At 37.0% G+C, this 23,101-nt stretch carries 21 protein-coding genes; 7 read left to right on the top strand and 14 right to left on the bottom strand.

The features are described from left to right. Nucleotides 1-10: 10 nt before the first annotated feature. The gene (locus tag AQF98_RS05085; RefSeq protein ID WP_200911843.1) at nt 11-2,446 is read right to left on the bottom strand and encodes a TonB-dependent receptor; all 2,436 of its coding nucleotides are present in this window, start codon (nt 2,444-2,446) and stop codon (nt 11-13) included. Nucleotides 2,447-2,640: 194 nt separating this feature from the next. On the opposite strand from AQF98_RS05085, the gene AQF98_RS05080 reads away from it, so the two are divergent. Next, entirely contained in the window at nt 2,641-3,081 is a 441-nt protein-coding gene (locus AQF98_RS05080; RefSeq protein WP_055130844.1) for a hypothetical protein, read from the top strand. A gap of 206 nt (nt 3,082-3,287) precedes the next feature. Here the strand turns inward: AQF98_RS05080 and AQF98_RS05075 are convergent, their stop codons facing one another. Further along, nucleotides 3,288-4,076, bottom strand: coding sequence for a sensor histidine kinase (locus AQF98_RS05075; protein ID WP_055130843.1), 789 nt, complete (start codon nt 4,074-4,076; stop codon nt 3,288-3,290). Between the two features lie 735 nt (nt 4,077-4,811). After that, nucleotides 4,812-5,234: a hypothetical protein gene (locus AQF98_RS05065; RefSeq protein WP_055130841.1), complete on the bottom strand. Its 423-nt coding sequence runs from the start codon at nt 5,232-5,234 to the stop codon at nt 4,812-4,814. Between the two features lie 256 nt (nt 5,235-5,490). On the opposite strand from AQF98_RS05065, the gene AQF98_RS05060 reads away from it, so the two are divergent. After that, nucleotides 5,491-6,156 (top strand): response regulator transcription factor, encoded by a 666-nt coding sequence (locus tag AQF98_RS05060; RefSeq protein ID WP_055130840.1) that lies wholly within the window; start codon nt 5,491-5,493, stop codon nt 6,154-6,156. A gap of 216 nt (nt 6,157-6,372) precedes the next feature. Next, on the top strand, nt 6,373-7,059 hold the full coding sequence (locus AQF98_RS05055; RefSeq protein ID WP_055130839.1) for a hypothetical protein: 687 nt from the start codon (nt 6,373-6,375) through the stop codon (nt 7,057-7,059). 130 nt (nt 7,060-7,189) lie between these two features. On the opposite strand, the gene AQF98_RS05050 is transcribed toward AQF98_RS05055, so the two are convergent. The 6 genes from AQF98_RS05050 to AQF98_RS05025 all read right to left on the bottom strand — a co-directional run bounded on the left by AQF98_RS05050 (nt 7,190) and on the right by AQF98_RS05025 (nt 13,983). Continuing rightward, on the bottom strand, nt 7,190-7,645 hold the full coding sequence (locus tag AQF98_RS05050) for a hypothetical protein (protein ID WP_055130838.1): 456 nt from the start codon (nt 7,643-7,645) through the stop codon (nt 7,190-7,192). A gap of 55 nt (nt 7,646-7,700) precedes the next feature. Beyond that, nucleotides 7,701-8,396, bottom strand: a complete 696-nt coding sequence (locus tag AQF98_RS05045; protein WP_055130837.1) for an ABC transporter ATP-binding protein — start codon at nt 8,394-8,396, stop codon at nt 7,701-7,703. A 10-nt stretch (nt 8,397-8,406) separates the two neighbouring features. Continuing rightward, nucleotides 8,407-9,828: a DUF3526 domain-containing protein gene (locus AQF98_RS05040; protein ID WP_055130836.1), complete on the bottom strand. Its 1,422-nt coding sequence runs from the start codon at nt 9,826-9,828 to the stop codon at nt 8,407-8,409. Between the two features lies 1 nt (nt 9,829). Then, the gene (locus AQF98_RS05035) at nt 9,830-11,236 is read right to left on the bottom strand and encodes an ABC transporter permease subunit (protein ID WP_055130835.1); all 1,407 of its coding nucleotides are present in this window, start codon (nt 11,234-11,236) and stop codon (nt 9,830-9,832) included. Between the two features lie 2 nt (nt 11,237-11,238). After that, nucleotides 11,239-13,590, bottom strand: coding sequence for a TonB-dependent receptor (locus tag AQF98_RS05030; RefSeq protein ID WP_082434908.1), 2,352 nt, complete (start codon nt 13,588-13,590; stop codon nt 11,239-11,241). A gap of 105 nt (nt 13,591-13,695) precedes the next feature. Further along, the gene (locus tag AQF98_RS05025; RefSeq protein ID WP_055130833.1) at nt 13,696-13,983 is read right to left on the bottom strand and encodes a hypothetical protein; all 288 of its coding nucleotides are present in this window, start codon (nt 13,981-13,983) and stop codon (nt 13,696-13,698) included. A gap of 178 nt (nt 13,984-14,161) precedes the next feature. Between AQF98_RS05025 and AQF98_RS05020 the strand changes: the two genes are divergently transcribed. Further along, complete coding sequence (locus AQF98_RS05020; RefSeq protein ID WP_055130832.1) at nt 14,162-16,594, top strand: outer membrane beta-barrel family protein; 2,433 nt, start codon at nt 14,162-14,164, stop codon at nt 16,592-16,594. 20 nt (nt 16,595-16,614) lie between these two features. Next, entirely contained in the window at nt 16,615-19,038 is a 2,424-nt protein-coding gene (locus AQF98_RS05015; RefSeq protein ID WP_082434907.1) for a TonB-dependent receptor domain-containing protein, read from the top strand. Between the two features lie 53 nt (nt 19,039-19,091). On the opposite strand, the gene AQF98_RS05010 is transcribed toward AQF98_RS05015, so the two are convergent. Next, on the bottom strand, nt 19,092-19,484 hold the full coding sequence (locus tag AQF98_RS05010; RefSeq protein ID WP_055130831.1) for a VOC family protein: 393 nt from the start codon (nt 19,482-19,484) through the stop codon (nt 19,092-19,094). A gap of 91 nt (nt 19,485-19,575) precedes the next feature. Here AQF98_RS05010 and AQF98_RS05005 point away from each other — a divergent pair, with 91 nt between their 5' ends. Next, nucleotides 19,576-20,097, top strand: coding sequence for a hypothetical protein (locus AQF98_RS05005; RefSeq protein WP_200911842.1), 522 nt, complete (start codon nt 19,576-19,578; stop codon nt 20,095-20,097). Between the two features lie 72 nt (nt 20,098-20,169). Here AQF98_RS05005 and AQF98_RS05000 read toward each other — a convergent pair whose 3' ends face one another. The 3 genes from AQF98_RS05000 to AQF98_RS04990 all read right to left on the bottom strand — a co-directional run bounded on the left by AQF98_RS05000 (nt 20,170) and on the right by AQF98_RS04990 (nt 22,033). Further along, entirely contained in the window at nt 20,170-20,553 is a 384-nt protein-coding gene (locus AQF98_RS05000; RefSeq protein WP_055130830.1) for a YdeI family protein, read from the bottom strand. Nucleotides 20,554-20,555: 2 nt separating this feature from the next. Beyond that, the gene (locus AQF98_RS04995) at nt 20,556-20,975 is read right to left on the bottom strand and encodes a VOC family protein (RefSeq protein ID WP_055130829.1); all 420 of its coding nucleotides are present in this window, start codon (nt 20,973-20,975) and stop codon (nt 20,556-20,558) included. Between the two features lie 173 nt (nt 20,976-21,148). Continuing rightward, the gene (locus tag AQF98_RS04990; RefSeq protein WP_055130828.1) at nt 21,149-22,033 is read right to left on the bottom strand and encodes an NAD(P)H-binding protein; all 885 of its coding nucleotides are present in this window, start codon (nt 22,031-22,033) and stop codon (nt 21,149-21,151) included. Between the two features lie 78 nt (nt 22,034-22,111). Between AQF98_RS04990 and AQF98_RS04985 the strand changes: the two genes are divergently transcribed. Continuing rightward, nucleotides 22,112-22,477, top strand: coding sequence for a helix-turn-helix domain-containing protein (locus AQF98_RS04985; RefSeq protein WP_055130827.1), 366 nt, complete (start codon nt 22,112-22,114; stop codon nt 22,475-22,477). Between the two features lie 65 nt (nt 22,478-22,542). Here AQF98_RS04985 and AQF98_RS04980 read toward each other — a convergent pair whose 3' ends face one another. Next, nucleotides 22,543-22,968 carry a hypothetical protein gene (locus AQF98_RS04980; RefSeq protein WP_055130826.1) on the bottom strand — a complete coding sequence of 142 codons (426 nt, stop codon included), beginning with the start codon at nt 22,966-22,968 and terminating at the stop codon, nt 22,543-22,545. Between the last annotated feature and the right edge of the window lie 133 nt (nt 22,969-23,101).

Genomic DNA, 23,101 nt, shown 5'->3' with positions numbered 1-23,101 from the left:
ATTGAGACTCTTAAAATTCGAAAATAAGTCCAATAGATGGAATTAGATTGCCAGATTTTGTATTTAAGATATAGGGTATTGCATTAGAACCATCTGCTTGTAAAGGTTTGTTGTCAGTAGTTAAAAAAGAAGCATTATCTGCACTACGTTTAAAAGTATATTTAGGGAAGTTGGCATTCTGGTTTTTCAGTATGTTCTGGATATCTACATACAAGTTCAAAGCAGTTTTGTTGAAATTGATCCTTTTGTCGACACGAAAATCTAATTGACTAAAGGCAGTTAACCGCTCACTGTTTAATCTACTGTAATCTGGCACGCCTGTACCTAAAGTAACATAATTCTGTTGCGATGCCAACAAATTGAATGGCGTATATGGAGAGCCACCAGCGTAACGATATTTAAGACCTAAGTCCCAATTGCTTTTCAGCTTATAACCTAAAGTAAGTGATAGTAGGTGTTCATTATCCCATGAAGAAGAGATGAGTTTGCCATCAAGTCCTGAAAACCGACTTCTTACATAAGAATAACTGGCTACATAGAACAGATTTTTGATCAGTTTTTGTTGTGCAAAAATTTCAAACCCATAAGTTTCTCCATCACCCATACTGATGAGTCGTTCACTGCCCACAGAGGCATATTCAGCACCTTGATTGGCCAATGAGATGCCTGTAGCAGCAGAAACAGGATAATTATGGTATTGTTTATAAAAGGTTTCAAAGGTAAAACGCAGGTCGTTTTTAGGAAGAAATTGAGTGCCCAAAACATAATGGGTAGATTGGATGTATTTCATGTCCTTATTCGCAGCCAATCGATTATTGTCTAAATACCCTAGTGCAGTATAAGGTGGGATTTTAAAATAAGTGCCAACAGAAGCGTTGATGTCCCATTTAGAAGTAACATGATAGGCAACAGAAAGACGAGGAGATAATGTGCTTAATGGATTGTTTCCTCCAGTAGTAAATGTATTCATGTCAGTTCTAATTCCACCAGAAACCAGAAGGCGCTCATCGAAAATGTTCTTTGATGCTTGCAGAAACAATCCGTATTTCCAAAAACTGAAATCATTGTTGAAACGAATTACCTGCTCCGGACTGATCACATTTCCTTGTGGGTCTTTGAGCGCATTCGAAACTTTATTGTATAGGTTGCTGTGGTAACCAACCAATTGTGTCATTACACCTGCAGAAAGTTTCCAACCATTGATAAATTTATTGATGTCGAAGCGAAATTTATTTTCCACTTCTTGAGATTCTACCAATAAACTTCTTTTTGCCTCTATTTTTTGTTCATCTTCAAATTTGTCTAGGGTATTGTTAAATACATTTCGGCTGATGGTAAAATTCATAAAACCATCTTCGATTTTCCGATTAAGGTTAAAACCTACTGTATAGTTCCATTGGTTAATATAAGGGGTAGATCTTAAAACGTAAGTGTTTTCTAAGGTTGATTCTTTGGTTGGTGCAAAAGAGAAACGATCTACAGCTGCTAAACCTATTGCGGTAAGTGTGGTTTTGTCATTAAATTTATGAGTTACTTTGTATTGGTAGTCATTAAAGTCGGGCCTGATTGGAAGATCGATCAATTTGAATAAAAAACTAAGATAAGATTTTCTGGTTGAGGCTAGGAAAGTGGTTTTTTTAGAAAGAGGGCCTTCTAAAGTCAATACAGATTCGGTAAAACTAATTCTAACATTGCCAGATAAACGTTCGGAATTGCCATCTCTTTGTTTAATTACAAAAGTAGAGGCTAAAGGATTATCATATCTTGAATCGAAAGCAGATGAGGAGAGTTTTAAGCTTTCAATAAAAGAAACATTAAGTATACCCTGTGCACCGCCAGAACTGCCCTGTGTTTGGAAATGGTTAAGTACCGGAATTTCTATTCCATCTAAGTAATAAACATTTTCGTTAGGTGCGCCACCCCTGATAATGATGTCATTGCGTTCGCCTACGCCATTACTTATACCAACGCCAGGCAGCGTTTGTACCACTTTAGATACATCGAAATTGCCACCTGGACTACTTTTAATCTCTTCCGTAGTCAATTGTTGTACAGATAAAGGGGTTACCATATCTGCTGCAATTGCCGATTTGTTTCTGTTGGTTTGTACCACAATTTCGCTCAATGCTTTTGCTGCAGTTTGAAGTTCAAAATTGACCAATTGAACATTACCTGAGCTTACCACAATGTTGTATTTTGTTTGCGAAACATAGCCTACATAATTGGCCGTAATGCTATAGGTGCCAACGGGTAGCGAGAGTTTGAATTTTCCAGAGGTATCTGAAAGTACAGTTACATTGGTTCCATTGATGAGGATACTTGCCTTGGATAATAGTTCATTGGTGTTTGCATTTTGTACAGTTCCGGTTATCAGACCTGTTTTTTGGCCAAAGCAGGCCATGCTGATCAATAAAGCAATAAAGCTTAAGGTAAATTTAATTCTCAAGGCAAATGATATATGTTAAAACTCTGGTAAAGTTACGAAAATGGGAGAGATTTGGTTTGGAGCAACATTTTCTTTACCTCATTAATAATTGAACAAAAAGATCGATTAACATAGAAAAAACACTGCTTTATTGAACAAAATGAATAGGCATTTATTCGCCTCTAATGAGCTTATTTGTGGATATAAGTTCAAACATGACGAAGAGTTCAAAAATTATAATTGTTTTTCTACTGTTCTTTATACCATGTCTCAATGCATTCGGACAACAGGTTCAAGGCTGTGTATTGCCTAGCAACACTAAAGTTATCTACACACAAAAAGTTAGTGGTGCACTCACTTCATTAATTAATGCGCTTTTGGGTGGTAGCCCACTTTATTCAGAATCAACTACCCAAGTTTTATCTAACGAAAACTGTAACTACGTACCCAGTAGTGGAACAGTGGTGTGTAAAGTTTGCCCGGGTGGCTTAGATTATAATCTTTTGGGTCTCATTAGTGGTTGTAATGGAGGCATGGCCAGCGGTTATGAGGGTTTTTATGTAGTAGAATGTAGTTTAGATAACTATGTCTCCATTATCGTGTTATTGATCTGTGGGCTTGGTTGGAAAAGTATCAAAGACAAAAATAAATCCTGAATCCAATTTAAAATCAATAAAAAATAAAATTTCTTTCTTTAGATATACGATTTCTTTCCATTTAACGTCTTATAATAGAGAGCGTATAATTTAAGATGGGCGAGAATGATCGGACGGATTGTTCTCGTCCTTTTTTATAACTTTTTGTCAATAAAAAAGCCCTGATTTCAACCAGAGCTTTGAATTCAATGTAGTTAAATGGCTGATTAATTTACGCGATCAATAGGACAAATGATATCCATTTTAAATCCGTTATTTAAACTTGTAGTGAGGGTATAATTGGCATCGATCATTTGTAATCTACTTTTGATGTTTTGCATGCCTATTCCTTGTTTGGCATTTAATACAACTGGGTCGAAACCTTTTCCATTATCGCTGTAATTGATCTCCATTTTTTGATCAGTCGGTTTGAAACAAATTTCTATTCGGGTTGCATTGGCATGTTTTAAGGTGTTGGCTATCAGTTGTGTAATGATCCTGAATAACGCCAGCTCTGCTTTGTCAGAAAGTAGTCTTTCTTCTATTTGCGGATCATGGGTAATTACAACTTCAATCTCACCAGTATTGTTAATTAAAGATACAAAGCCTTCAATTGTGGTGTAAAGACCAAACATGGTTAAACCTGGAGGCGAAAGATCGTGTGCAATATTGCGCACATCTACAATCATTTTATCTATGAGTTGTTTTGCAGGTAAAACTGAATCCTGATTAACGCCATCTTGTTGTTTCAAAGCACCCAACATTAATTTGATGGCAGACAAAGTGCCTCCAATTTCGTCATGCAGATCTTCACCAATCCGTTTACGTTCTATTTCTTGAGATTCGATTACCGCACTCAGCAACTGCTTTTGTTGAAGAATTTCGGTTTCCTGAAATAACCTTCGCTGTTGCCATAACATATTCTGGTTGCGAATATATAATACCAAGAAAAATGTAACCATGATAAAAATGGCGATTACACTATAGAAAATAAGGATGTAAATATTATCGCCCATTTCCAATTAACTTAAAGCCCCTAGCCCAAATGAGATACATGAAAAGTACCAATGCCGCATGGATATTCCATACCATTGTATTCATACTTGAATTTGAGCTTTTCGTTAAATAATTTGATAATATAAATATAATGAAGGCAGCAGGAAAATAGATTAAAATACCACCATTAAACCAATTATTTGGTTGACGTAACCAATTTTCAGAAAAGCCACTCTTATATAGATGTAATAAGCAGAAAAAAGTAATCAATATGGCTTCTAATGGTCTGGTATAGGTATTAAAGGTATAGATGCTCTGTAAAAAGGTGAAATTCAATATACAGACGATGGGGAATATAAAAATGATCAATAGCAGTATCTTTTTTATTTTAGGTTCTACAAAAATTTGCCTTAGATAGCTTAAAATAAACACGGCCTCAACAATGGTATATAAATGTAATAACGGTAAGTTGCTTACATGGTAACGTCTTACTACAATAGCAATTGTATTAATTATTCCAGATATTAAGAGATAATAAAATAGTAAGCGAGCCTCTTTTTTAGCAATTTTAAATTTAGGAAGAAATAAGAATATAGGTATCAGTATACTACAAGGAACTATAATCGCATGAAAAATATATTTGATTGGCATTATGGCTTTTTTGGAGAGTTTGGTTTTATAGATTCACTTTTCTAACCAGAAAAGTGAATCTATGGTTTATAAGAAAGGTTATCCTAAAGTGATTTACTTAAAGATTATCCTGGTTGTCCAACAAATAAAGGGCTTTTCACATCACATTCAGTTGGACATGGTGTTGTAAAGTCATAAATTTCAGAACCATCATCATCTCCATCACCTAACCCTGGAGGAGTGGTGATAATGTCATCTCCTTGAAGATTAACAGGTACAATCAACGCTGTGATATCATCTGGTAGATCTTCATCTTCTCTTTTAACTGCAAAATAAGCACGTACACCTTTTAGGGCAACTGTAATGTCTCCTTTTGGGGTTATAGTTTGGTACTTGTTTACAATTGCTAAAATATCAGCAATAGGGATTAAAATTGCTCTCGGAATGTTAGCTTCAGGTACTGAACCTGCTAATTGTGCTCTGAAACGCGTAACTCTTGCTACTGCATCTGGAAGTGGAATGGTTGGTACGGTAATTTGAGATTTCATAATTTGATTTTTTTATAAAACTAGAAAAACAAATCTACATTATATATGCTCAAACATATTTTTTACAGTTTTTAACCCCAATAAACAAGAATTATTGAACATTCGAAAAAAAATCAATCCTGTAGTTATCACTTATTAACCAGAAGCAATGTCAAGAGAAAAAACACAAGCAATAAGAGCTAAACTCTAAAAAAAGAGCTACGATATGCTTAAATGGTTTGTATTTTTTCTACTTTCAGGTTTTAAACACGCTAGAATGAAAATTAACGTTGCTATTGCCGACGATCAAAAACTTTTTAGAAAAGGAATGGCCGCATTGATCAGCTCATTTGATCAAATGTCGCTAATTTTTGAAGCTGGAAATGGAAATGAATTACTTCAATTATGTGAGCAAGAAGTTGAAAAGCCAGACATCATTTTACTTGATCTTTCCATGCCAGAGCTCAACGGATTGGAAGCCTTAAAAATATTAAAAGAAAAACACCCCGCAATTAAAGTAATAATCCTCACTATCCACGAGGTAGAGAACTTTATTTTGGCAACCATACAGGCTGGTGCCAATGGTTACCTAGCCAAAAATGCAGAGCCTGAAGAGGTAGAGTTGGCCATTAGAGAGGTTTTTAAAAACGACTTTTACTTTACCATGCCCATGTTAGAGATCATGCGCAAAGGTTTGGTTAAAAAAGCGCCCACAACCCTCGAAACTGAAAACAAGTTAACAGGCCGAGAAAAAGAAGTGTTAGAATTGATTTGCAAGCAATTTAACAGTCATGAAATAGCAGAAAAACTATTTCTCAGCAATAGAACGGTAGAAGGACATCGAAATAACCTCTTGTTAAAAACCAGTAGCCGTAATACCGCTGGCTTGGTATTATATGCCCTTAAACATAAGTTGATCGAGCTAGATGGTTTCAACCATTAAGCTGCTTCTTACCATATCAAATCAAAACCAGGTATTTTTACCTGTATGCCCGCGTTAATTTACCTGATTATCCGTTTAGGCGAAACTACGCTCAAATCTCTTCAAAAAAAACTGTCATTTAGCTTCGCTAAGTATTCATGCCTATAAGCCGTCTTAAACTGGCCTGAATAACTAGCTAATTAATAAGATTTCGATTTTACGCTAAATATTAAACAGATGACCTCTTCAGACAAAATTAAAGCCTTACAACTTAAAGCTGGTATTGAAGCCGATGGTGAAGCATCGTCAAAAACATGGCTTAATATTTATTACCTATTGTTTAACTGCTTGCCCTACGACATCAATATTAATTCGCTAATTAAAGCTATACAACAAAAAATAGATGTCAGGGCAGATGGTTACCCTTGGTCTAAAACATGGGATGTGCTGTACGATTTATTAATTGATAACGAGCCTGCTACAGATGAAGGCACTTTGTCAATTGATTTGTACAATGACAGCATTCTACAAACCATGACAAAAGAAGTAATGCCATTTGCAAAGGAGCTGATCAAATTGGCTACTGCTAAAGGCATACAAATTAGGTTAATGAATTGCTTATGTGAAGATGATGACCAAAAAAAATCAAGTGATTATAACTTTGGCCTCACCTTTGGCATCGGGATTTTTGAAAAAACTACAACAGGAGAATTTACTTATAGAGACGACTCGCCACACTACACAGAATTGGCCGTGTTGGGAGAATCTATAGGTCTTACCTGGGCTGGTGATCGCAAAACCTTTACCAGTCAACCTCACTTTCATTTGCGACCAGCTTGGGCAGCAACCATGAAAGAGAGCGACATGTTAAAAGAACTCAGTAGAAGAAAAGAAGCAAATATCAATTTGCTCGCTATACTTTAATCGTATTATTTCTAGTTAACGCCTCACTTGTTAATAGTAATAATGTTCCTTATCTCATTTACATTGTGGGTATTGGAAAAACAAAAAGCCCTAGCGCAATCTAGGGCTTTTGTATGTTTTACTTTTCCAATCAATAGCGTTGGTCGGGTATTAATTCTGCATCGGCTAGGGTAATTACAGTTTGATTACTTCCTCTGGGCAATTTAAGTATACCCTTTAAGCGGATAGGTTTATCGGTAAATGAAATGGGGTTTTTCATTTCAACCAAAATCATTGATGGCACACCATTTTTGCCACAGAAAAAACATTGGCTAATGGGTAAAGATGCCAATAGAAAACGTTCATGTTTCAACTTGCTTTTTATGGGAATTAAATAGCCCAATAAATCAAAAGACTTGTTCTCGAACCTAAGAATCAATTCGGTATAAATAGGCGAAAGTTCATTTTTCTCTGTTAGCACATAAGTTACACTTCCAATCGCATCCCAATTGATAGACCTGATCTGGTCATTTGGATTGTGGGTCCTTTGGGCAAAAGCATAGGTAAAGCAGAACCATAAGCTTAGGCTGAAAAATATTTTGATCATTTTTTAACTATTAAATATACACCAGAAGAAATTTCTATTGTTTGTTACCCATACATTAAATGGTTTCCAGATAGAGTTTTTGTAAATCGTTGGCATCTAGGTTTTCTGTCGACATTTCGTGAACCAGTTCGCCTCTTCTCATAATTCCTATTCTGGTACCCACATTTACAGCATTGAAAATGTCGTGGGTAGCCATTATGATGGCCTTACCTTGCTTACCCAGTTCTTTAACCAATTCTGTAAACTCATTGGTAGCTTTAGGATCTAAGCCAGAAGTTGGTTCGTCCATTAACAATACATCTGCGTTTTTGGCCAAAGCAATTGCAATGCCTACTTTCTGACGCATCCCTTTAGAATAGCCCCCCATTCTTTTGTCGAATGCTTCTTGTTGGAGACCAACTGTGGTTAAAAATTTTTCCAGTTCTTTTCTCGAATATTTAAACCCTGCCAATCGACTAAAAAAATCTAGATTTTCAATACTGGTCAAATTGGCATACAGCATGACAACCTCTGGTATATAGGCTAAATGTTTTCTGGTAACTGCCGGATCTTCTGCTACAGAAGTGCCATAAATTAAAGCTTGTCCGGTACTAGGTGCGATAAAACCTAAGAAAAGATTAATTGTAGTGGTTTTTCCTGCGCCATTCTGGCCTAAAAGACAAAATACATCTCCTTGATTAATGGTGAGATTAAGCTTGTTTAAAGCCAGTTGATCATTATATTTTTTTGTTAAATTAATTGCTTGTAACATTTTGTTCGGTTTAATTTTTTTTGTTGATCATTAATGAGAGCATTAGAAATAGCATAGTACCTATCCATAAGCTTAAACTGCCCATCCAAATGGATAAATTATTTGTATCATTTTCTAGCTTAAACTTTGGTAGCTGTTTCAATTCTGCTGGAGTAAAATAAGTGCCTGTTAATTGATAACGGAGTAGGTGATGTTTCCATTCTTTTTGAAAACGGCTTACTGCTTGTTTGAAGTTTTGATGATCATTTCGCCCTGTATGGGCCAAAGCATTGAATAGGTATTGTAATTGGATGCTCGGATTAATTACAGCTAGCTGAGCCGCCATTTGATTTTTTTGAACCAATTGCTGGTCTATGTGTTTGGCAAACCTTGCTACTTTTCGTTCCGATAGATCGTAATATCCTGCTATAAACCTTTCTCCATTTTTGGTGCTGTCTTTGGCCAAATTGATCGAAGAATTGTATTGTGGGTTGTATCTGTTAAAAGAATCGGCCAGTACAATAGGCTTCATTTCCCATACTTCTTCACTTACATGCCTTTGGTACGAAGCCAAGCTTGCCCTTAATGGTATGGGATGTTTAAGGCTGATGTAGCTGTTAGTTAACGAAGGGAGCAGGATCAGAAAAAACAACCAAGCACCTATCAATTGTAAGGCCGTAACAATAGAACTTCGTTTAAACTGCAAGAAAAAATAACAAATGGCAAACCAAAAAGCAATGTAGGCCAAACTCAACCATAGCCATAACATAGCTGAGCTTAAAGAGAGTACGGTTTGTTGCCCTGCAACTGCAAAACCTACCAAATTGAGTAACAAGACCAAACCAAGCACAACTGTTAACCTGAACAAAAGTTTATAGTTCAAAATGGTGGTTAAATTACTTGCTTGAATGCTCAATAGCGCATAGGTGCCCTGTTCCTTTTCTTCGGCATAGGTAGGGTAACAAAGTGTAATAATTAGTAAAGGCAGCAGATAGATCAACACAAAAGCGAGATCAAAATTTCCGGCAAAAAGCTGGGCAGGGTTACTGATCTCTACATTTTCCTGATCTAGGTAATTAACAGAAGATTTTACCTTTTGATAATACGGGTTCACATCACGCTGGCCAATGGATAATGTTGCTAAAGCATGAGGATGGTCTAGGGCCAAAGGTGGCATTCGAAAATTAATAATTTGGGCCATTCCTGCCTGTGCAGCTTGCGCCTTTGTTTCGGCGGTTAAAGTATCCGTGAATTTTTGTAGGGTCAACACATGGTCTTGGTTATACTGCTGTTGCAATTTGGTAAGAACCAAGTTTTGCTTTTGAATGGTGCGATGGCCAGCATAGGTGGCATAACATCCAATTATAAAAAAGACAAATAAGCTGATCCATTGTGTTTTTTGCCTTTTAAGCTGTATCCATTCAAAATGAAAGATGGTGTTAAATAGTTTCATATCAGTTAATGGCTATTTTTTTAGAAATAATTGGAACAAGAGATAGGGTAACAGCTAACCACAACAACAAGGCATAAAGGGCATATTGGTGTTTTTGAAGAGCCCAACCTAATTGGGGTTGTTGGTACTCAAAATCGTGCATGGTTTTAAAGAAGTCAGGGCCAACCTGATAGTCATATTTGAGATAGTTTTTGTCACCATAAGCCATCTTGAAATTCAGTTTTCGGATAAACTCATCTCGGTATTGTTGTGCATGTTGATGAAAATTGATATGATGCTCGTAATCAGTGCCAGCGTAGGCCATAGATAATTGCTGGATACTCAAAAAAGGATCGATAAAAGCAAGCACCTGCTGAACGAATTGTTGTTGTTCAATCTTCTTTTCTACTTCTTTGGCATAATTTAAATAGACCTTGGTTAAGTAATCTTCACCATTTTGCATGTTCAAACCATCAAAATTGATGGGCAGTTGACTGGCACTATCTACCTTATACTTAGCCAGGGTTTGGCTCAGGTAATCTTTATAACGACCCATTCGGTCTTTATCACCATTAATGCCTTCTTTGGTTCCTGTTTCTATGGCTTTATTAAATGCACCCCGTGATGGTAAACTGTACCAATTGTTGGCTAAACCCGTAACAATTTTGGGCAACATTACACAAAAGAAAACCCAAAGCCCTAAGCTTGTTAAAAGCGCATTTTTAGAGCTTTTGCTCAATGCAGAGACATAAACAAAAATGCTGATCAGTATTAAAAAGTAGAGCAGATAACAAATGCTAAAAGCAAGTGTTCTGGCCAATAGACTCGGTTCTTTAAGGCCTACGGCCAATAACATGATTAAAAATGCAGGAATGGTAATGAAGCCTATCAATAAATAATTACCTGCAATTTTACCCCATAACAAGGATGAAGGCTTTAATCCTTGTGCATACAAAAGTTTTAGCGTGTGGTTTTCGCGTTCTTTGCTTACCGATTGAAAACAAAGAAAAATAATCAAAAGTGGTAAAAATAGCTGTAAAAGTGAAGCAATAGTCAATTCGCCAAAGCGCATCTCGGTATCGCTATCTTGTGCAGCAGCATAATTCATCTCTGCTTGATGGTGTGCCTCCACTCTATAAGAGGTGCCAGTATAATTGTTTAGGCCAGTATCGAATAAACTCAATAGAGAAAATGGCTTAAATAAATACGTGCCAAAATGTGCAGCAGAATGTGGATTGGCCTTTTGTTCTACCCATTCTTTTCTGAACATGGCTTTGGCCTGTTCTCTGTTCTGGTCTGCGAGCGTATAGTTTTTAAATCCACCAAATGTGGCTACCACAATGAGTAACCAAAATATAATGCTTAACAACACCATTGTTTTGTTGCGAAGGGCAGATCTGATTTCGTTGAATGCAATAACCTTGATCATTTTTATGATTTCTTAAAACTGTAAGTAGCGGTAAACATGAAATTTCGTGGCATGCCAGGTGCGTAAATGGTATTCACTCCGCTTTGGGCATATCGTTTATCAAAAATGTTATTGATATTGAACTGAAAGCCATAACGGTTGCGTTGATAGCCCAACATCGCGTCGGCAATGGTGTACCTTGGCAATACCAATACATCAGTATTTAATCTTTTGATATTGATAAACCTATTGCCGGTATAACGTGGTCCCATGCCAATTTGTAGCCCTTTTAAACTGCCTTTTTCAAACTGATAACTGGCCCAGATACTGGCCATATGTTTTGGCGAATTGCTAAAAGTCTGCCCAATTTCTACTGGTTTATTGCTCTTGCGTACCTTAGTGCTATTGTTACTGTAATTGACTGTTAAAAATAAACTGTTAGTAACCTTACCAGTAAGGCTCAACTCTACTCCTTGACTTCTTACCTGTCCAATTGCCCTTAATAAATTGGGGTTGCTGGGGTCTAATGCATTGGTCAATACATTCGTTTTATCAATTCGATAAATAGAAACACCCGCCAATAGGCTGTTGTCTAAGAAACTGCCTTTGTAACCAAACTCATACTGGTTGCTAGTTTCAGGATCAAATGGACCACCATATAATTTTGCGTTGTTGTATTGAGGCGTAAAACCCTGATTATAGTCGAAATAGAGACTGGTGTTTTTCCAAGGCTGGTAAACCAATCCAATTCTAGGGATAAAGGCACTGGTAACCTCAGGGTTTTCATTGTACTCGTTAAATTCTACCCCATCGTAAGTAATGCTGGGTACATGGTATCTTGCATAATAGTTCGCATAACGTAAGCCAACCAGACCCTTTAACTTTGGCGTAATTTCTATCTGATCTTGTATATAGGCCCCAAAAATATTATAGGTAAATGTTTCTTGGGTAGAAAGGTAAAATAGGGTTTGTCCCTCTATAGTAAAAGGACGATCCTCTGGATTGTTTAAGAAAATGGGATTTGCCGAGTACTGGAAAAATCCATTTGGATAATTGGTACGCTTAAAATCTGCATTGATACCAAAAGAAAAGCTGTTTTTGATGCCTAAAGTATTGAATTTACCATTCAGGTAAGGATTAATAGATATAGATGGAGAATTGATCTCTTTTTTGGTATAAGAACGTGACAACATCGTTGTTTTAGGGTTGTAATAGCCTAGTGAACCATATTCATTTCGTTTAGAAGAGCTTTCGGCAACATTAGCCAATAAATGCAGGCTCCAATTTGTATTGAACTGGTGTTGTGCCTCTGCCTGTACCTGATAAGAATTGCCTTTGTAATAAGCATCAGAGCTAGAGAAGTTGAAACGATAAGGAACAGCAAACAGGTCATTTTTTACAATGGGTAGGGTAGGTTGGTAATTTCTGGTCTGTTTATCATTTAAATAAGTTCCATTTACCTGTACAAATGTTTTGGGGCTAATGTCCCATCGCAATGCACCATATAACTGCAGGTTTCTCTTTTTATAATTGTCTAGATAAACACCACCATCCTGATAACCTACACTGCTTACAAAATAGAGGCTTTTGGCTTTATTTAAGCTTCCGCTCACATCTGCCATGGTACGGTAAAGGTTTAAATTACCCACAGCAGCACTTACATTAAAAGAAGTGTACTTTTTAGGTTGTTTGGTAACGAGGTTAATGTTGCCTCCCAATGCGCCCTGACCATATAGAATGGCTGTAGGCCCATGAATGACCTCAATGCGTTCTACATTGGAAAGCATTGGAGAGACGCCTTCTGGGTAAGGACTACCTTTCATTCCATTGAACATGATATCTTGTAGTCCGGTTTCAAAACCCCTATAATTGAAAGTGCCATAGGGTGAAGAAAAATTAACTCCAGCTACATTTTTTAGCGACTCTTCAACATATAACAGTTGTTGATCTTTGATTTGCCTTTCGCTTACCACTTGGATACTTTGTGGCAAGTCTTTTAAAGGAGTTGACGTTCTGGTGAGTGCAGTAGATTTTTTAACAATTTTTTTACTGATTTCCAGCTCCTCTAATAAATTGTCGGCAATATTTAGTTCTAGATTTACCACCGTTGTATTGCCATTGGTAATTTTAACAGCTGTATTTAGTGGAGCATAATTGATGCTGCTCACTTTTAAGGTATAATTTCCCTCAGGAAGTTGTTGAAAGCAAAATTCGCCACTTTCATTTGTGGCCGTAGTGGCATTGGTTTTTGCTAGAGATACAGTTACGGCTACTGCAGGAGCGCCATCTTTTTGTTTGATCTTTCCTTTTAGACTTCCTTGTCCATAGCAATAGCTGCTTACCAAAAGGCAGCAGAATAAGTATAAAAATTTCATTTACGAGTGTTGATTTCCAACTAGCTTTTGCCAGTTAGCGTTTAAATAATCTTGATTGTATTGTAGAAATAAGTAAACAACGCCCATGCGTTGCGGTGAGAATGATTAGGCCAAAGGAGGACCCTTATTGTCAAGAGGTATGGCAACTAAATTTGTTTTTCCCAATTGATAGGGAAGAAATTGAATTGCAATAAGGATAAAAGAGGTAGGTGTAGGGGCACTTAAGCTAGAGACTGTAATGCAACTATTCTCCTTGCTCAGTACAAATTCGCAGACTTCACATTTCTGATAAAGCTGGGCATTTTTTGAGCTTTGTGTGCTCGTACCAAAAGATGGATGGTGGTGGTGAAATTGAAACCATTGGAAAAACACAAATACCAATAACAGGGCCATGCCGAAGCATTGCCTGATCAGGGTTTTGAAAAAAGTGTTTAGGGTGACTTTCACAATTGCATCAAAGTTGCAACAAAAAATGATAATTCACTATAACATTTATGATATAATTTAAAATAATTCTAAAAATTGATGCAATCTGTTGCTCTGCTTTGCAAACTTCAAGAATGCTACAGAATTGAACACTAATTATGCAGAAAATAATTTTATGCAGCCCCTAGTTAGATTAATTACAGTATTTATCAGTTTAATGTTCGCCCTACCAGCTTTTGCACAATCAAAAGGAGAGATTGTTGGCGTGGTTAAAGAGCAGGCCAGCAACTTAAATTTAGAATCTGTAACGCTAGAGTTGAGAGAGCTGAAAAGCAATGCTGTAATCAAGAAGGAAGTAACCGATCAAAAAGGAAATTATAGGTTTACAGGTGTTGCAGATGGAAGTTATTACATCCAAACAAGTTTTGTAGGTTACCAAGTCTTTAAATCGGCTGCATTAATCGTAGACCAAAGCCATCAAAAGCTAGCCTTAAACATTACACTAAAAAACGACACCAAAATTTTAAAAGAAGTTGAGGTTACGGCTAAGAAGCAATTGTACAGCAATTCTATAGACCGTAAAGTGTATAATGTTGATCAAGATGTAATGGCAAAATCAGGTTCAGCAAGCGAGGTATTACAAAATGTACCTTTGGTTCAGGTTGATATTGATGGCAATGTTAGTCTCAGAAATTCTTCTGCAATGATATTGATCAACGGAAAACTTTCGCCCATTATGGGCAAAAATGCAGCTGCAGCTTTGCAACAGCTTCCAGCAAATAGCATTGCCAGAATAGAGGTAATTACCAATCCATCTGCTAAATATAAACCAGATGGTACCGGAGGCATTATCAATATTGTACTAAAAAAGAACAGTAAAAATGGTTTAAATGGCGGTGTTACCGCTAATATTGGCAATCAAGAACGCTACAATACTAGTATTAACCTGAATTATAAGCCAGGTAAAGTGAATTTATTTGGGAGTTACAGCATCAAGCAAGATTATCGGTTAAGGCAAACCACCAATAACAGAACGCAGGTAGATCCTACCAGTCGGACATCAAGTTATTATCAAGACGAGATCAGTGCCAGTTCAAGACCCTTTTCTAATACGGCAACACTAGGCTTAGAATATGCTATTGATGATAAGAATACCATTGGTATTTCTGGAAACTATTATTTCCGTAACATGCACAAGAATGACCTTACCCTTAAAATGGTGAGCAACAGCAACGGTCTAGTCTCAGATTATCAACGGATCCGCAAAAACTACGAATACGAAAGAGAAGCCGATGCTACCTTTTTCTTTGAGCACAATTTCAAAAAAGAAGACCACAAAATCAGGTTAGAATTTAATGCTGCGCATTCGCCAGAGGTAGAGGATAACCGTTATACCAATGTTTATAAATTTCCGAGCAATGTTAACCAGTTAGACAATACCATTATCAAACAGATTGCCGATAACCAACAATTGACATTGGCTTACGAAAACCCCATCTCAGAAAATACCAAGTTAGAACTAGGTTACGATGGGCAATACAGCAGACACGATATGGACTTCTTTGGCGAAGCGTACGATGATGGTCAACAAAGATTTATCACAGATCAGGCAAAAACCAATCGCTTTATCTATAATGAAAATATCCATGCAATTTATGGTACCATTGAACAATCATGGAAAAAATTTGGGTTAATGTTGGGGTTAAGAGGAGAGTATGCAGATCTGAACTCTCATCTCATTACCACCGATGTAACCATCCCTAATCATTATTTTAAGGTTTATCCAACACTACATTTGTCGTATAAATTAACAGATAGCAGACAACTGCAGTTGAACTACAGCCGCAGGGTGCGCAGACCTGAGGGCGATGACCTTAACCCATTTGCAGAATATGCAGACCCTACAAATATCAGGGTAGGTAATCCATACCTTTTGCCAGAGATTATCCATTCTGTAGAGCTGGGCTATCAATGGAAAAATGACAATTTTAGTATTTTACCAGGTATCTATTACCGTTATAAGTACAATGGTTTTACTTCCATTACCACTCCTTTAAATAGCACAACTTTAATTACTACACAACAAAATCTAGCCAATGATCAAGCTATCGGTGCCGATGTGGTTTTCTCTGCAAATTTGAATGATAAGGTGAACATCAATTTTACGCCGAATGCATTTTACAGTCAGATTGATGCGTCTAATTTGGGCTACAGCAGCAAAAGAAATACGTTTACATGGAGTGCCAATTTCAACTCGAGCTATACAGTTAGCAAAAGCACGGTTGTACAGGTCAATTCTAATTATAAATCTGCACGTTTAACACCCCAAGGCAAATATCTGCCAAGTTTTGTGCTCAATTTTGGTGCTAGGCACGAAATCCTTAAAAAGAAAGGGTCTATCTATTTAACCGTTTCTGATGTGTTTAAAACCCAAAGACAAGAAGCCGAATTAAGTAGCCCGATGTTAACGCAGCATGTGTTTACCCGAAGCAACTCGAGGATTGCCTACATTGGTATGAGCTATAATTTTGGGATCGTAAAGAAAAAGAAAGACCTCACTTTTGACAATACACTTTAAACTCTTTAAATGAATATATTATGTTGAAACTTAAGAAAAATGTTACGCTCATCCTATTTTTAATGTTCGCTTCTGCCATGGAAGTAGAAGCACAGACTTTTAAAGCAACAATTTCCGGTATATTGAAAGATGGAAAATCAAAAAATATTATTCCATATGCCAATGTGGTCATAAAAAATAAAAGCGACCAAAAATTTATTGCCGGTACCATTACAGATGAAGAAGGCCGTTTCAAATTGGCCGATATCGCAAGTGGAACTTATACCATCGCTTTTTCTTCCATCGGGCACCAGAATAAAACACAAGAAATGACCATCGGAACTTTAAATGCCTTTTTAGATCTGGGGGAAATTATTTTAACTGAAGATGCCAAAAGCCTCAACGAAATTACGGTCACTGCTAAAAGTGCAGATGGATTATCAGAACAAATGGATAAAAAGACCTTTACTTTAAGCAATAATGTAAGCCAAGCAGGAGGTTCAGTTTTACAGGCCATGCAAAACCTGCCAGGTGTAACCATACAAGATGGTAAAATCCAATTGAGGGGCAATGATAAAGTTGCCGTATTGGTTGATGGAAGGCAAAATGCAATGACTGGTTTTGGTACACAAACAGGTTTAGACAATATTCCGGCTTCTGCCATAGAACGAATTGAAATTATCAATAATCCCTCTGCAAAATATGATGCCAATGGAAATGCCGGGATTATCAATATCATTTACAAGAAAAATAAACAAGAAGGTTTTAATGGCAAAATTGGGCTCACCACAGGTTTAGGTGCGCTTTGGGTGAGACAAGAAAACTTGCCTACAATTAGACCACAATATCAGGCTACGCCAAAAATAAATCCATCTATCTCTGTCAATTACAGAAAAAATAAACTCAATACTTTTTTGCAGGGCGATTGGTTGTATACACAAACCCTCAACAGAAATGAGTTTGCTACCAGAACCTATGCCGATGGAACGATAATTAACCAACAAGTGAAACGAAATCGTACCACTACCTACACCACGGTAAAAACAGGTATAGATTGGAACCCAGATGAACAAAATTCTTTTACCATTTCTGGTTACTTCAATAGAGAGAAAATATTGGATAGAGGCGATATTCCTTATTTCAACAGCAATTTTTCTCAACGTTTAAGGTTGTGGCAGTTTTTAGAAGATGAGGTAAAATACACTGCAACAGGCTCTGCCATTTATCAGCATAAATTTAAACAACCGGGGCACTTGTTAAACGCTGGTTTCAATTATACTTGGCACAGAGAAGACGAAAAGTACTTTTTTACCAATATCATGCCCACTTTTACAGGAGAAGATTCTTTCAAACTGTTATCTGATGAGCATGTGGCAGATTTTAACCTCGACTACATTAAGCCATTGAAACAGGGTAGAATTGAAACTGGATTAAAGTTGAGAAGAAGGACAATTCCAACTAATATGGAGTTCTTTCCTGGGCTAAACTCACCAATAGATGTAAATGCAGGTGGTTGGGCAGACTATAAAGAAACGATCCCTGCGGTATATGCCAATTATATTTTAGAGAGCAATCATTTCGAATTAGAGGCGGGCTTAAGGTTTGAATATGTAAAAGTTCAATATGATGTGAACCCCAATCATAACACTTATCAAAGCGATGGTTACGATTATGCTCGTCCATTTCCAAACTTGCGTTTTGCCTATAAAATAAACGATCAAAATAAGCTATCGGTTTTCTTTAACAGGAGAGTAGATAGACCGAATGAAGTAGATATCCGTATTTTTCCTAAGTACGATGAACCCGAATTGCTTAAGGTAGGTAACCCTACATTGCGTCCGCAGTTTACCAATACTTACGAACTGGGCCATCGTTTAACTTGGAAAAAGGGCAGTATCTTTACTTCACTTTACCATAAAGAGATTGATGCTACCATTACCCGAATTGCAACAGCTGTTCCGGGAAGCACCATCCTTTACAATATCTTTCAGAATGCAGGTAGAAGTTACAATACCGGAGCAGAATTGATGTTACAACAAGAACTTACTAGTTGGTTCTCTTTCAATGCTAGTGTAGCCGTTTACCAGAATACCATTAAAGCTTTTAGCATTACAAATAAATACCCGGTGCCTACAGTTTATCAGATGGGCGAGGAAAAAATAACCTCTGGTAACGCAAAAGTAAATGGAATGTTCAAATTGCCAAAACAAACACAGTTCCAACTCTCTGCTGTTTATCTGGCTAAAGACATTGTGCCACAGGGTACCATAGGAGCAAGGTTTTCAATGGATATGGGCTTTAAAAAACAAATTCAAAAAGGGAAGGGAGAATTGTTCTTAAACGGAACGGATATCCTCAATACCTTAAAAATTAAAAGAGAAATACAGGGTAATGGATTTACCTTAAAGAGTACCGATTATTTAGAAACACAAGTATTCCGTATCGGATACAGCTATAAATTTTAATTGTTTTTGCTAAAGGATGGTGTATCGCTATCCTTTAGCAAAAACTAATTGCATTAGCCCATTGGGGTACAGAGCTCTATTAAAAAACCATCAGGGTCTCTTACATAAGCCACCACTTGGCCCCATGGTTTGGTTTTTGCTTTTTCAACCGCAATGGCTCCGGCTTTAATGGCATTGTCGAAAGTTTCTGGTACATTTTCGGTAGCAAAGCCAATCTCTATACCAAATGGTTTTCCTTTGGTACTGCTTTCTACAAATCCATCAGAAAGATTAGTGTTTGCTAACGTTATTGCGGCAAAAGAGAGTACAGTATCTCCAGTAACTAGCTCCCCATATTCATGATCTGGCGAAATAAATTTTCGTTTAAAACCAAAAGCATTTTCATAAAAAGTGATAGATTGGGTAACATCCTTCACATAGAGGATGGTATAGGCAAATTTAATCATACCCAAATTTACTGAACATTCTACATAAATTAAATATCTTTATTAACTGTAGCGTAAAATGTATTTTACTCGTTTAGGCTATAAACAACATATGATGAAAAGAAACCCTTACTTTATTATCTTATTACTGATTGCTACGCTATTTACGGCTTGCAAGAAAAGCGATCTTGTTCAAGAAAATGATTTTAACAAAAGTTTCAAAACTTGGTTAAATTTCAAATCGAGTAGCAACAATTCTTATCGTTATCAAACAATAACAGTATCATGGGGAGGGGCTAAGACTGAAACCATCATTACCGTAAAAAATGGTAAAGTTATTGGACGTTCTTATGTTGAAAAGAGGATCAATCGTACAACAAATGCAATGGTGGTTTACGCACAATGGGAAGAAAGTCAAGAAAACTTAAATTCACATCAAGAGGGCGCAAAAACCTTAACTTTAGATGAGATCTATGAAAAAGCCAAAACCGATTGGCTCCTCAAAAGAAAGGATGCCAAATCATCTTTTGAAGCCAAAAATAACGGCATGATCTCTTCTTGTGGTTATGTGGAGAACAATTGCGCAGACGATTGTTTTATAGGCATTTCTATTGATTTTATAGAAAAACTGTAGTTAATTGCGATCATACACAGGTCAATAACCAGATCTTCAAACCTTTGTCAAAGATCTGGTTACTGTGTTGGTCTAGGCTTCTACCATTAAATGGTCCCATTTGCCTGTATTTTTGGCAATGTCAATCGTGCGTTGCCCATGTGGCATAATCAATCCTTTTGCTTCCATTCTAGCCACACGTTCTTTGTTTGGTTCGCTCCATTTGCTTTTTGGATTGCGTGGGGTAAAGGTTAAATAAAAGCTTTCAGCATCTCTCTTTTTTGCCTTGCTGTCTATCCATCCAAAACATACGGCTTCTTCCATCGCATCGTTGTAGTTGACACTTTCTACCTTGCTTTTTTTATGGTATTGGATCAACCAAACCGATTTTTCTGTTTCAATATTTTCTGTTAACCAAGTACGCCATTCTGCCCTAGTTGGTGCATAAACAGCTGGTTTTCCGTCTTTCATTTCCATCACTATGCTTTTTGGGTTAAAATTTCTAGATAATGTTTGTTGGTCATAATGCCCAATATGTTGCCAAAAGGATCAACTACCGAAGCGGTAACAAAACTACCACTCCCCCCACTATGGTCGGTAATAGGTTGGTACGCTGTTGCGCCTAAAGTAATTAAATGATCAAGCGTAGCTTTTAAATCATCAACATGCCAATAAGCTATGGCACCTGCCGGACCTTTTGTTGCGCCTTCTGGTGCATAAGCACTGTCAATTAAGCCCAACTCATGCTGGTAATCGCCAATGCGAAACTCTGCATAACCTGGTACATTGAAATAAGGCTCCATGCCCAATAATTCGGTATACCATTTTTTTGCAGCGGCATGGTCTGCAGCATAAAAGCTGATGGTGGCTAAGCCTCGTAGTACATTTCCTTTGGTCATCTTATTTTTTATTTAGGTGAATACTGATTGAATATACTCAAAAATAACAGGCCTTACTGACAACCCTATGGCAGTGTAAAAAAGAAATTTTAAATTAATTTCAACGATAAGTTTTGGAAATAAAAAAGCCCCCGACACATCGAAGGCTTATCTATGTTATTTAATTACATTCATTACCCATTATAAGCAGCGGCAAATTTTAGGGCAAAATCTTCTAATTTGGTCTTGCCTTGGGGCACAGCTTTGTTCAAATCAAAATCTTCCCAAAGTATAGCGCTCTTAACGGCGTTACCCATCTCTACATAGTTTCTGGCCATATCTTCAGATAATCCAGCTTGTAACATTCCATCAAACGATTGGGTATCGTCAAACTCTATCCATGGTAGTTCTGGTTTTCCAATGGCCTGCCCAAGCTGCTCGGCAACTTCTTTTAAGGTACGTCTATCACTGGCAATATAAAATGTTTGGTGTCCGTTAAAACCCTCATTAATTTTATCTGTTGCAATACTGGCAATATCTTGTGGGTCTACCAATACAATTTCTTGAGCTGCACCATAATTACCCCCAATAATGCCCATATGTTTGATCATATCTATATTGCCGTACAAGTTATTATAGAAGTATGCAGGGCGAAGGAAAAGGATATCGATATCGCTAAGCTTTCTAAATAGTTTTTCAACAGCAGCCAAACCAGCAATCGGGCCTGTACCTGCATCAAGATGTGCACCAATACTACTTAATAAGACCACTTTCTTAATGTTGGCTTTCTGGATGGCATTTACATAATGTTCGCCAGTTTTTTTGATATGTGCTTTAAGGTCACTTGCAGTTAGATCGTTGGGTACCATGAGGTAGACCAGATCTGAACCCTTAAAAGTTGTAGTTAAAAAATCTTCGTCGCTTACTGAGCCGATAGCTGGTACTGCGCCTAGATTTGTGATTTCGGCTGATTTTTCATTATTGCTACTGATCACCGTTACCTGATGACCTTGTGAAATGAGGTTAATGGCAAGTGGTCTGCTGATATTGCCCAAAGAACCGGTTAAAATTATTTTCATGATTATGCTATTTTTTTCTAATAGCAAAGTTATATTTGTACTTACTTTTATACAAGTACTTACCCTAAAGTATGTATCATGACAGCCATCAAAGAAAATTCAACATTAAATAGCAATAAAAAGGCAAACGTGGCTTTATGTCCTATCAGTTATGTAATGAGCAAGTTGGGAGGTCATTGGAAACCGATTATACTTTTTCACTTAATGAGTGGCCCAAAAAGATACAGTGAATTGAAAAGGTTAATTCCGGCAATTACAGAAAAAATGTTGATCCAACACCTCAAGCAAATGCAAGAAGATACATTGGTGATTAGAAAGGCTGAAAATGTAGTGCCTCCTTTTGTAACCTATAGTTTAAGTGCCGATGGCGAACAGCTAAGGCCAATGCTTGATGAAATGGTAAAATGGGCTACTGCCCGTGATTTCAAAATGGAGCAGGTATAAAATCGAAATGTAGCTTTAAAAAGCTATTTACATCCATTGAGATGTAAATAGCCTAAATTAAATGGTTATTGTTTTGTTCCTCTAAAAATGTAGGTAACCTCACCTTGTGCTGTAGGTTGAGTAACGATCCTGATTGCTTTTTCAGAGTGTTGGTATACAACTACCCCTTCTGGTGATGAAATAGCTTCTGCGTCATCAGAATTTAGAATCGCTTTAATGGCGATAATTTTGGTGGCTACATTAGAATAGGCTTCGCCAGATTTAGCTGCAATTTTTACCTTGTTGCCACTTTCTTTGGTAATTACAATGGTGGCATTAAAGTATTCTTGGCTTGTGATATCAATGGTTCCTTTATAGGTTCCTACTACTCTTGCTGCGGCCGCTTCATCAGAGTTTCCAGATGAACTGCCTTCTTTCTTTTTACAAGCATACATTGTAGTTAAAGCCAATACGGTTAATACGATGGATAATTTTTTTTGAATTGATTTCATAGATTTTTGTGTTAATGCATTTTACAATTAAATGCGGATTGAAAATTGATCAAAATTATCCCTTATCAATTGCTAAAGATGTGCAGAAATGCTCAATTTTAGCTTTGGTACAGATGAATTCGATGATCTTGCT

The sequence above is a fragment of the Pedobacter sp. Hv1 genome (assembly GCF_001412215.1).
GTDB lineage: Bacteria > Bacteroidota > Bacteroidia > Sphingobacteriales > Sphingobacteriaceae > Pedobacter.
Note: the sequence above shows the minus strand (reverse complement) of the source record. Positions and strands in the feature narration are given on the sequence as shown.

Coding starts and splice junctions, on each gene's coding strand:
- AQF98_RS05080 (WP_055130844.1), top strand. CDS start 2,641: ATGACGAAGAGTTCAAAAATTATAATTGTTTTTCTACTGTTCTTTATA.
- AQF98_RS05075 (WP_055130843.1), bottom strand. CDS start 4,076: ATGGGCGATAATATTTACATCCTTATTTTCTATAGTGTAATCGCCATT.
- AQF98_RS05065 (WP_055130841.1), bottom strand. CDS start 5,234: ATGAAATCTCAAATTACCGTACCAACCATTCCACTTCCAGATGCAGTA.
- AQF98_RS05060 (WP_055130840.1), top strand. CDS start 5,491: ATGAAAATTAACGTTGCTATTGCCGACGATCAAAAACTTTTTAGAAAA.
- AQF98_RS05055 (WP_055130839.1), top strand. CDS start 6,373: ATGACCTCTTCAGACAAAATTAAAGCCTTACAACTTAAAGCTGGTATT.
- AQF98_RS05050 (WP_055130838.1), bottom strand. CDS start 7,645: ATGATCAAAATATTTTTCAGCCTAAGCTTATGGTTCTGCTTTACCTAT.
- AQF98_RS05045 (WP_055130837.1), bottom strand. CDS start 8,396: ATGTTACAAGCAATTAATTTAACAAAAAAATATAATGATCAACTGGCT.
- AQF98_RS05040 (WP_055130836.1), bottom strand. CDS start 9,828: ATGAAACTATTTAACACCATCTTTCATTTTGAATGGATACAGCTTAAA.
- AQF98_RS05035 (WP_055130835.1), bottom strand. CDS start 11,236: ATGATCAAGGTTATTGCATTCAACGAAATCAGATCTGCCCTTCGCAAC.
- AQF98_RS05030 (WP_082434908.1), bottom strand. CDS start 13,590: ATGAAATTTTTATACTTATTCTGCTGCCTTTTGGTAAGCAGCTATTGC.
- AQF98_RS05025 (WP_055130833.1), bottom strand. CDS start 13,983: ATGGCCCTGTTATTGGTATTTGTGTTTTTCCAATGGTTTCAATTTCAC.
- AQF98_RS05015 (WP_082434907.1), top strand. CDS start 16,615: ATGTTGAAACTTAAGAAAAATGTTACGCTCATCCTATTTTTAATGTTC.
- AQF98_RS05010 (WP_055130831.1), bottom strand. CDS start 19,484: ATGATTAAATTTGCCTATACCATCCTCTATGTGAAGGATGTTACCCAA.
- AQF98_RS05005 (WP_200911842.1), top strand. CDS start 19,576: ATGATGAAAAGAAACCCTTACTTTATTATCTTATTACTGATTGCTACG.
- AQF98_RS05000 (WP_055130830.1), bottom strand. CDS start 20,553: ATGGAAATGAAAGACGGAAAACCAGCTGTTTATGCACCAACTAGGGCA.
- AQF98_RS04995 (WP_055130829.1), bottom strand. CDS start 20,975: ATGACCAAAGGAAATGTACTACGAGGCTTAGCCACCATCAGCTTTTAT.
- AQF98_RS04990 (WP_055130828.1), bottom strand. CDS start 22,033: ATGAAAATAATTTTAACCGGTTCTTTGGGCAATATCAGCAGACCACTT.
- AQF98_RS04985 (WP_055130827.1), top strand. CDS start 22,112: ATGACAGCCATCAAAGAAAATTCAACATTAAATAGCAATAAAAAGGCA.
- AQF98_RS04980 (WP_055130826.1), bottom strand. CDS start 22,968: ATGAAATCAATTCAAAAAAAATTATCCATCGTATTAACCGTATTGGCT.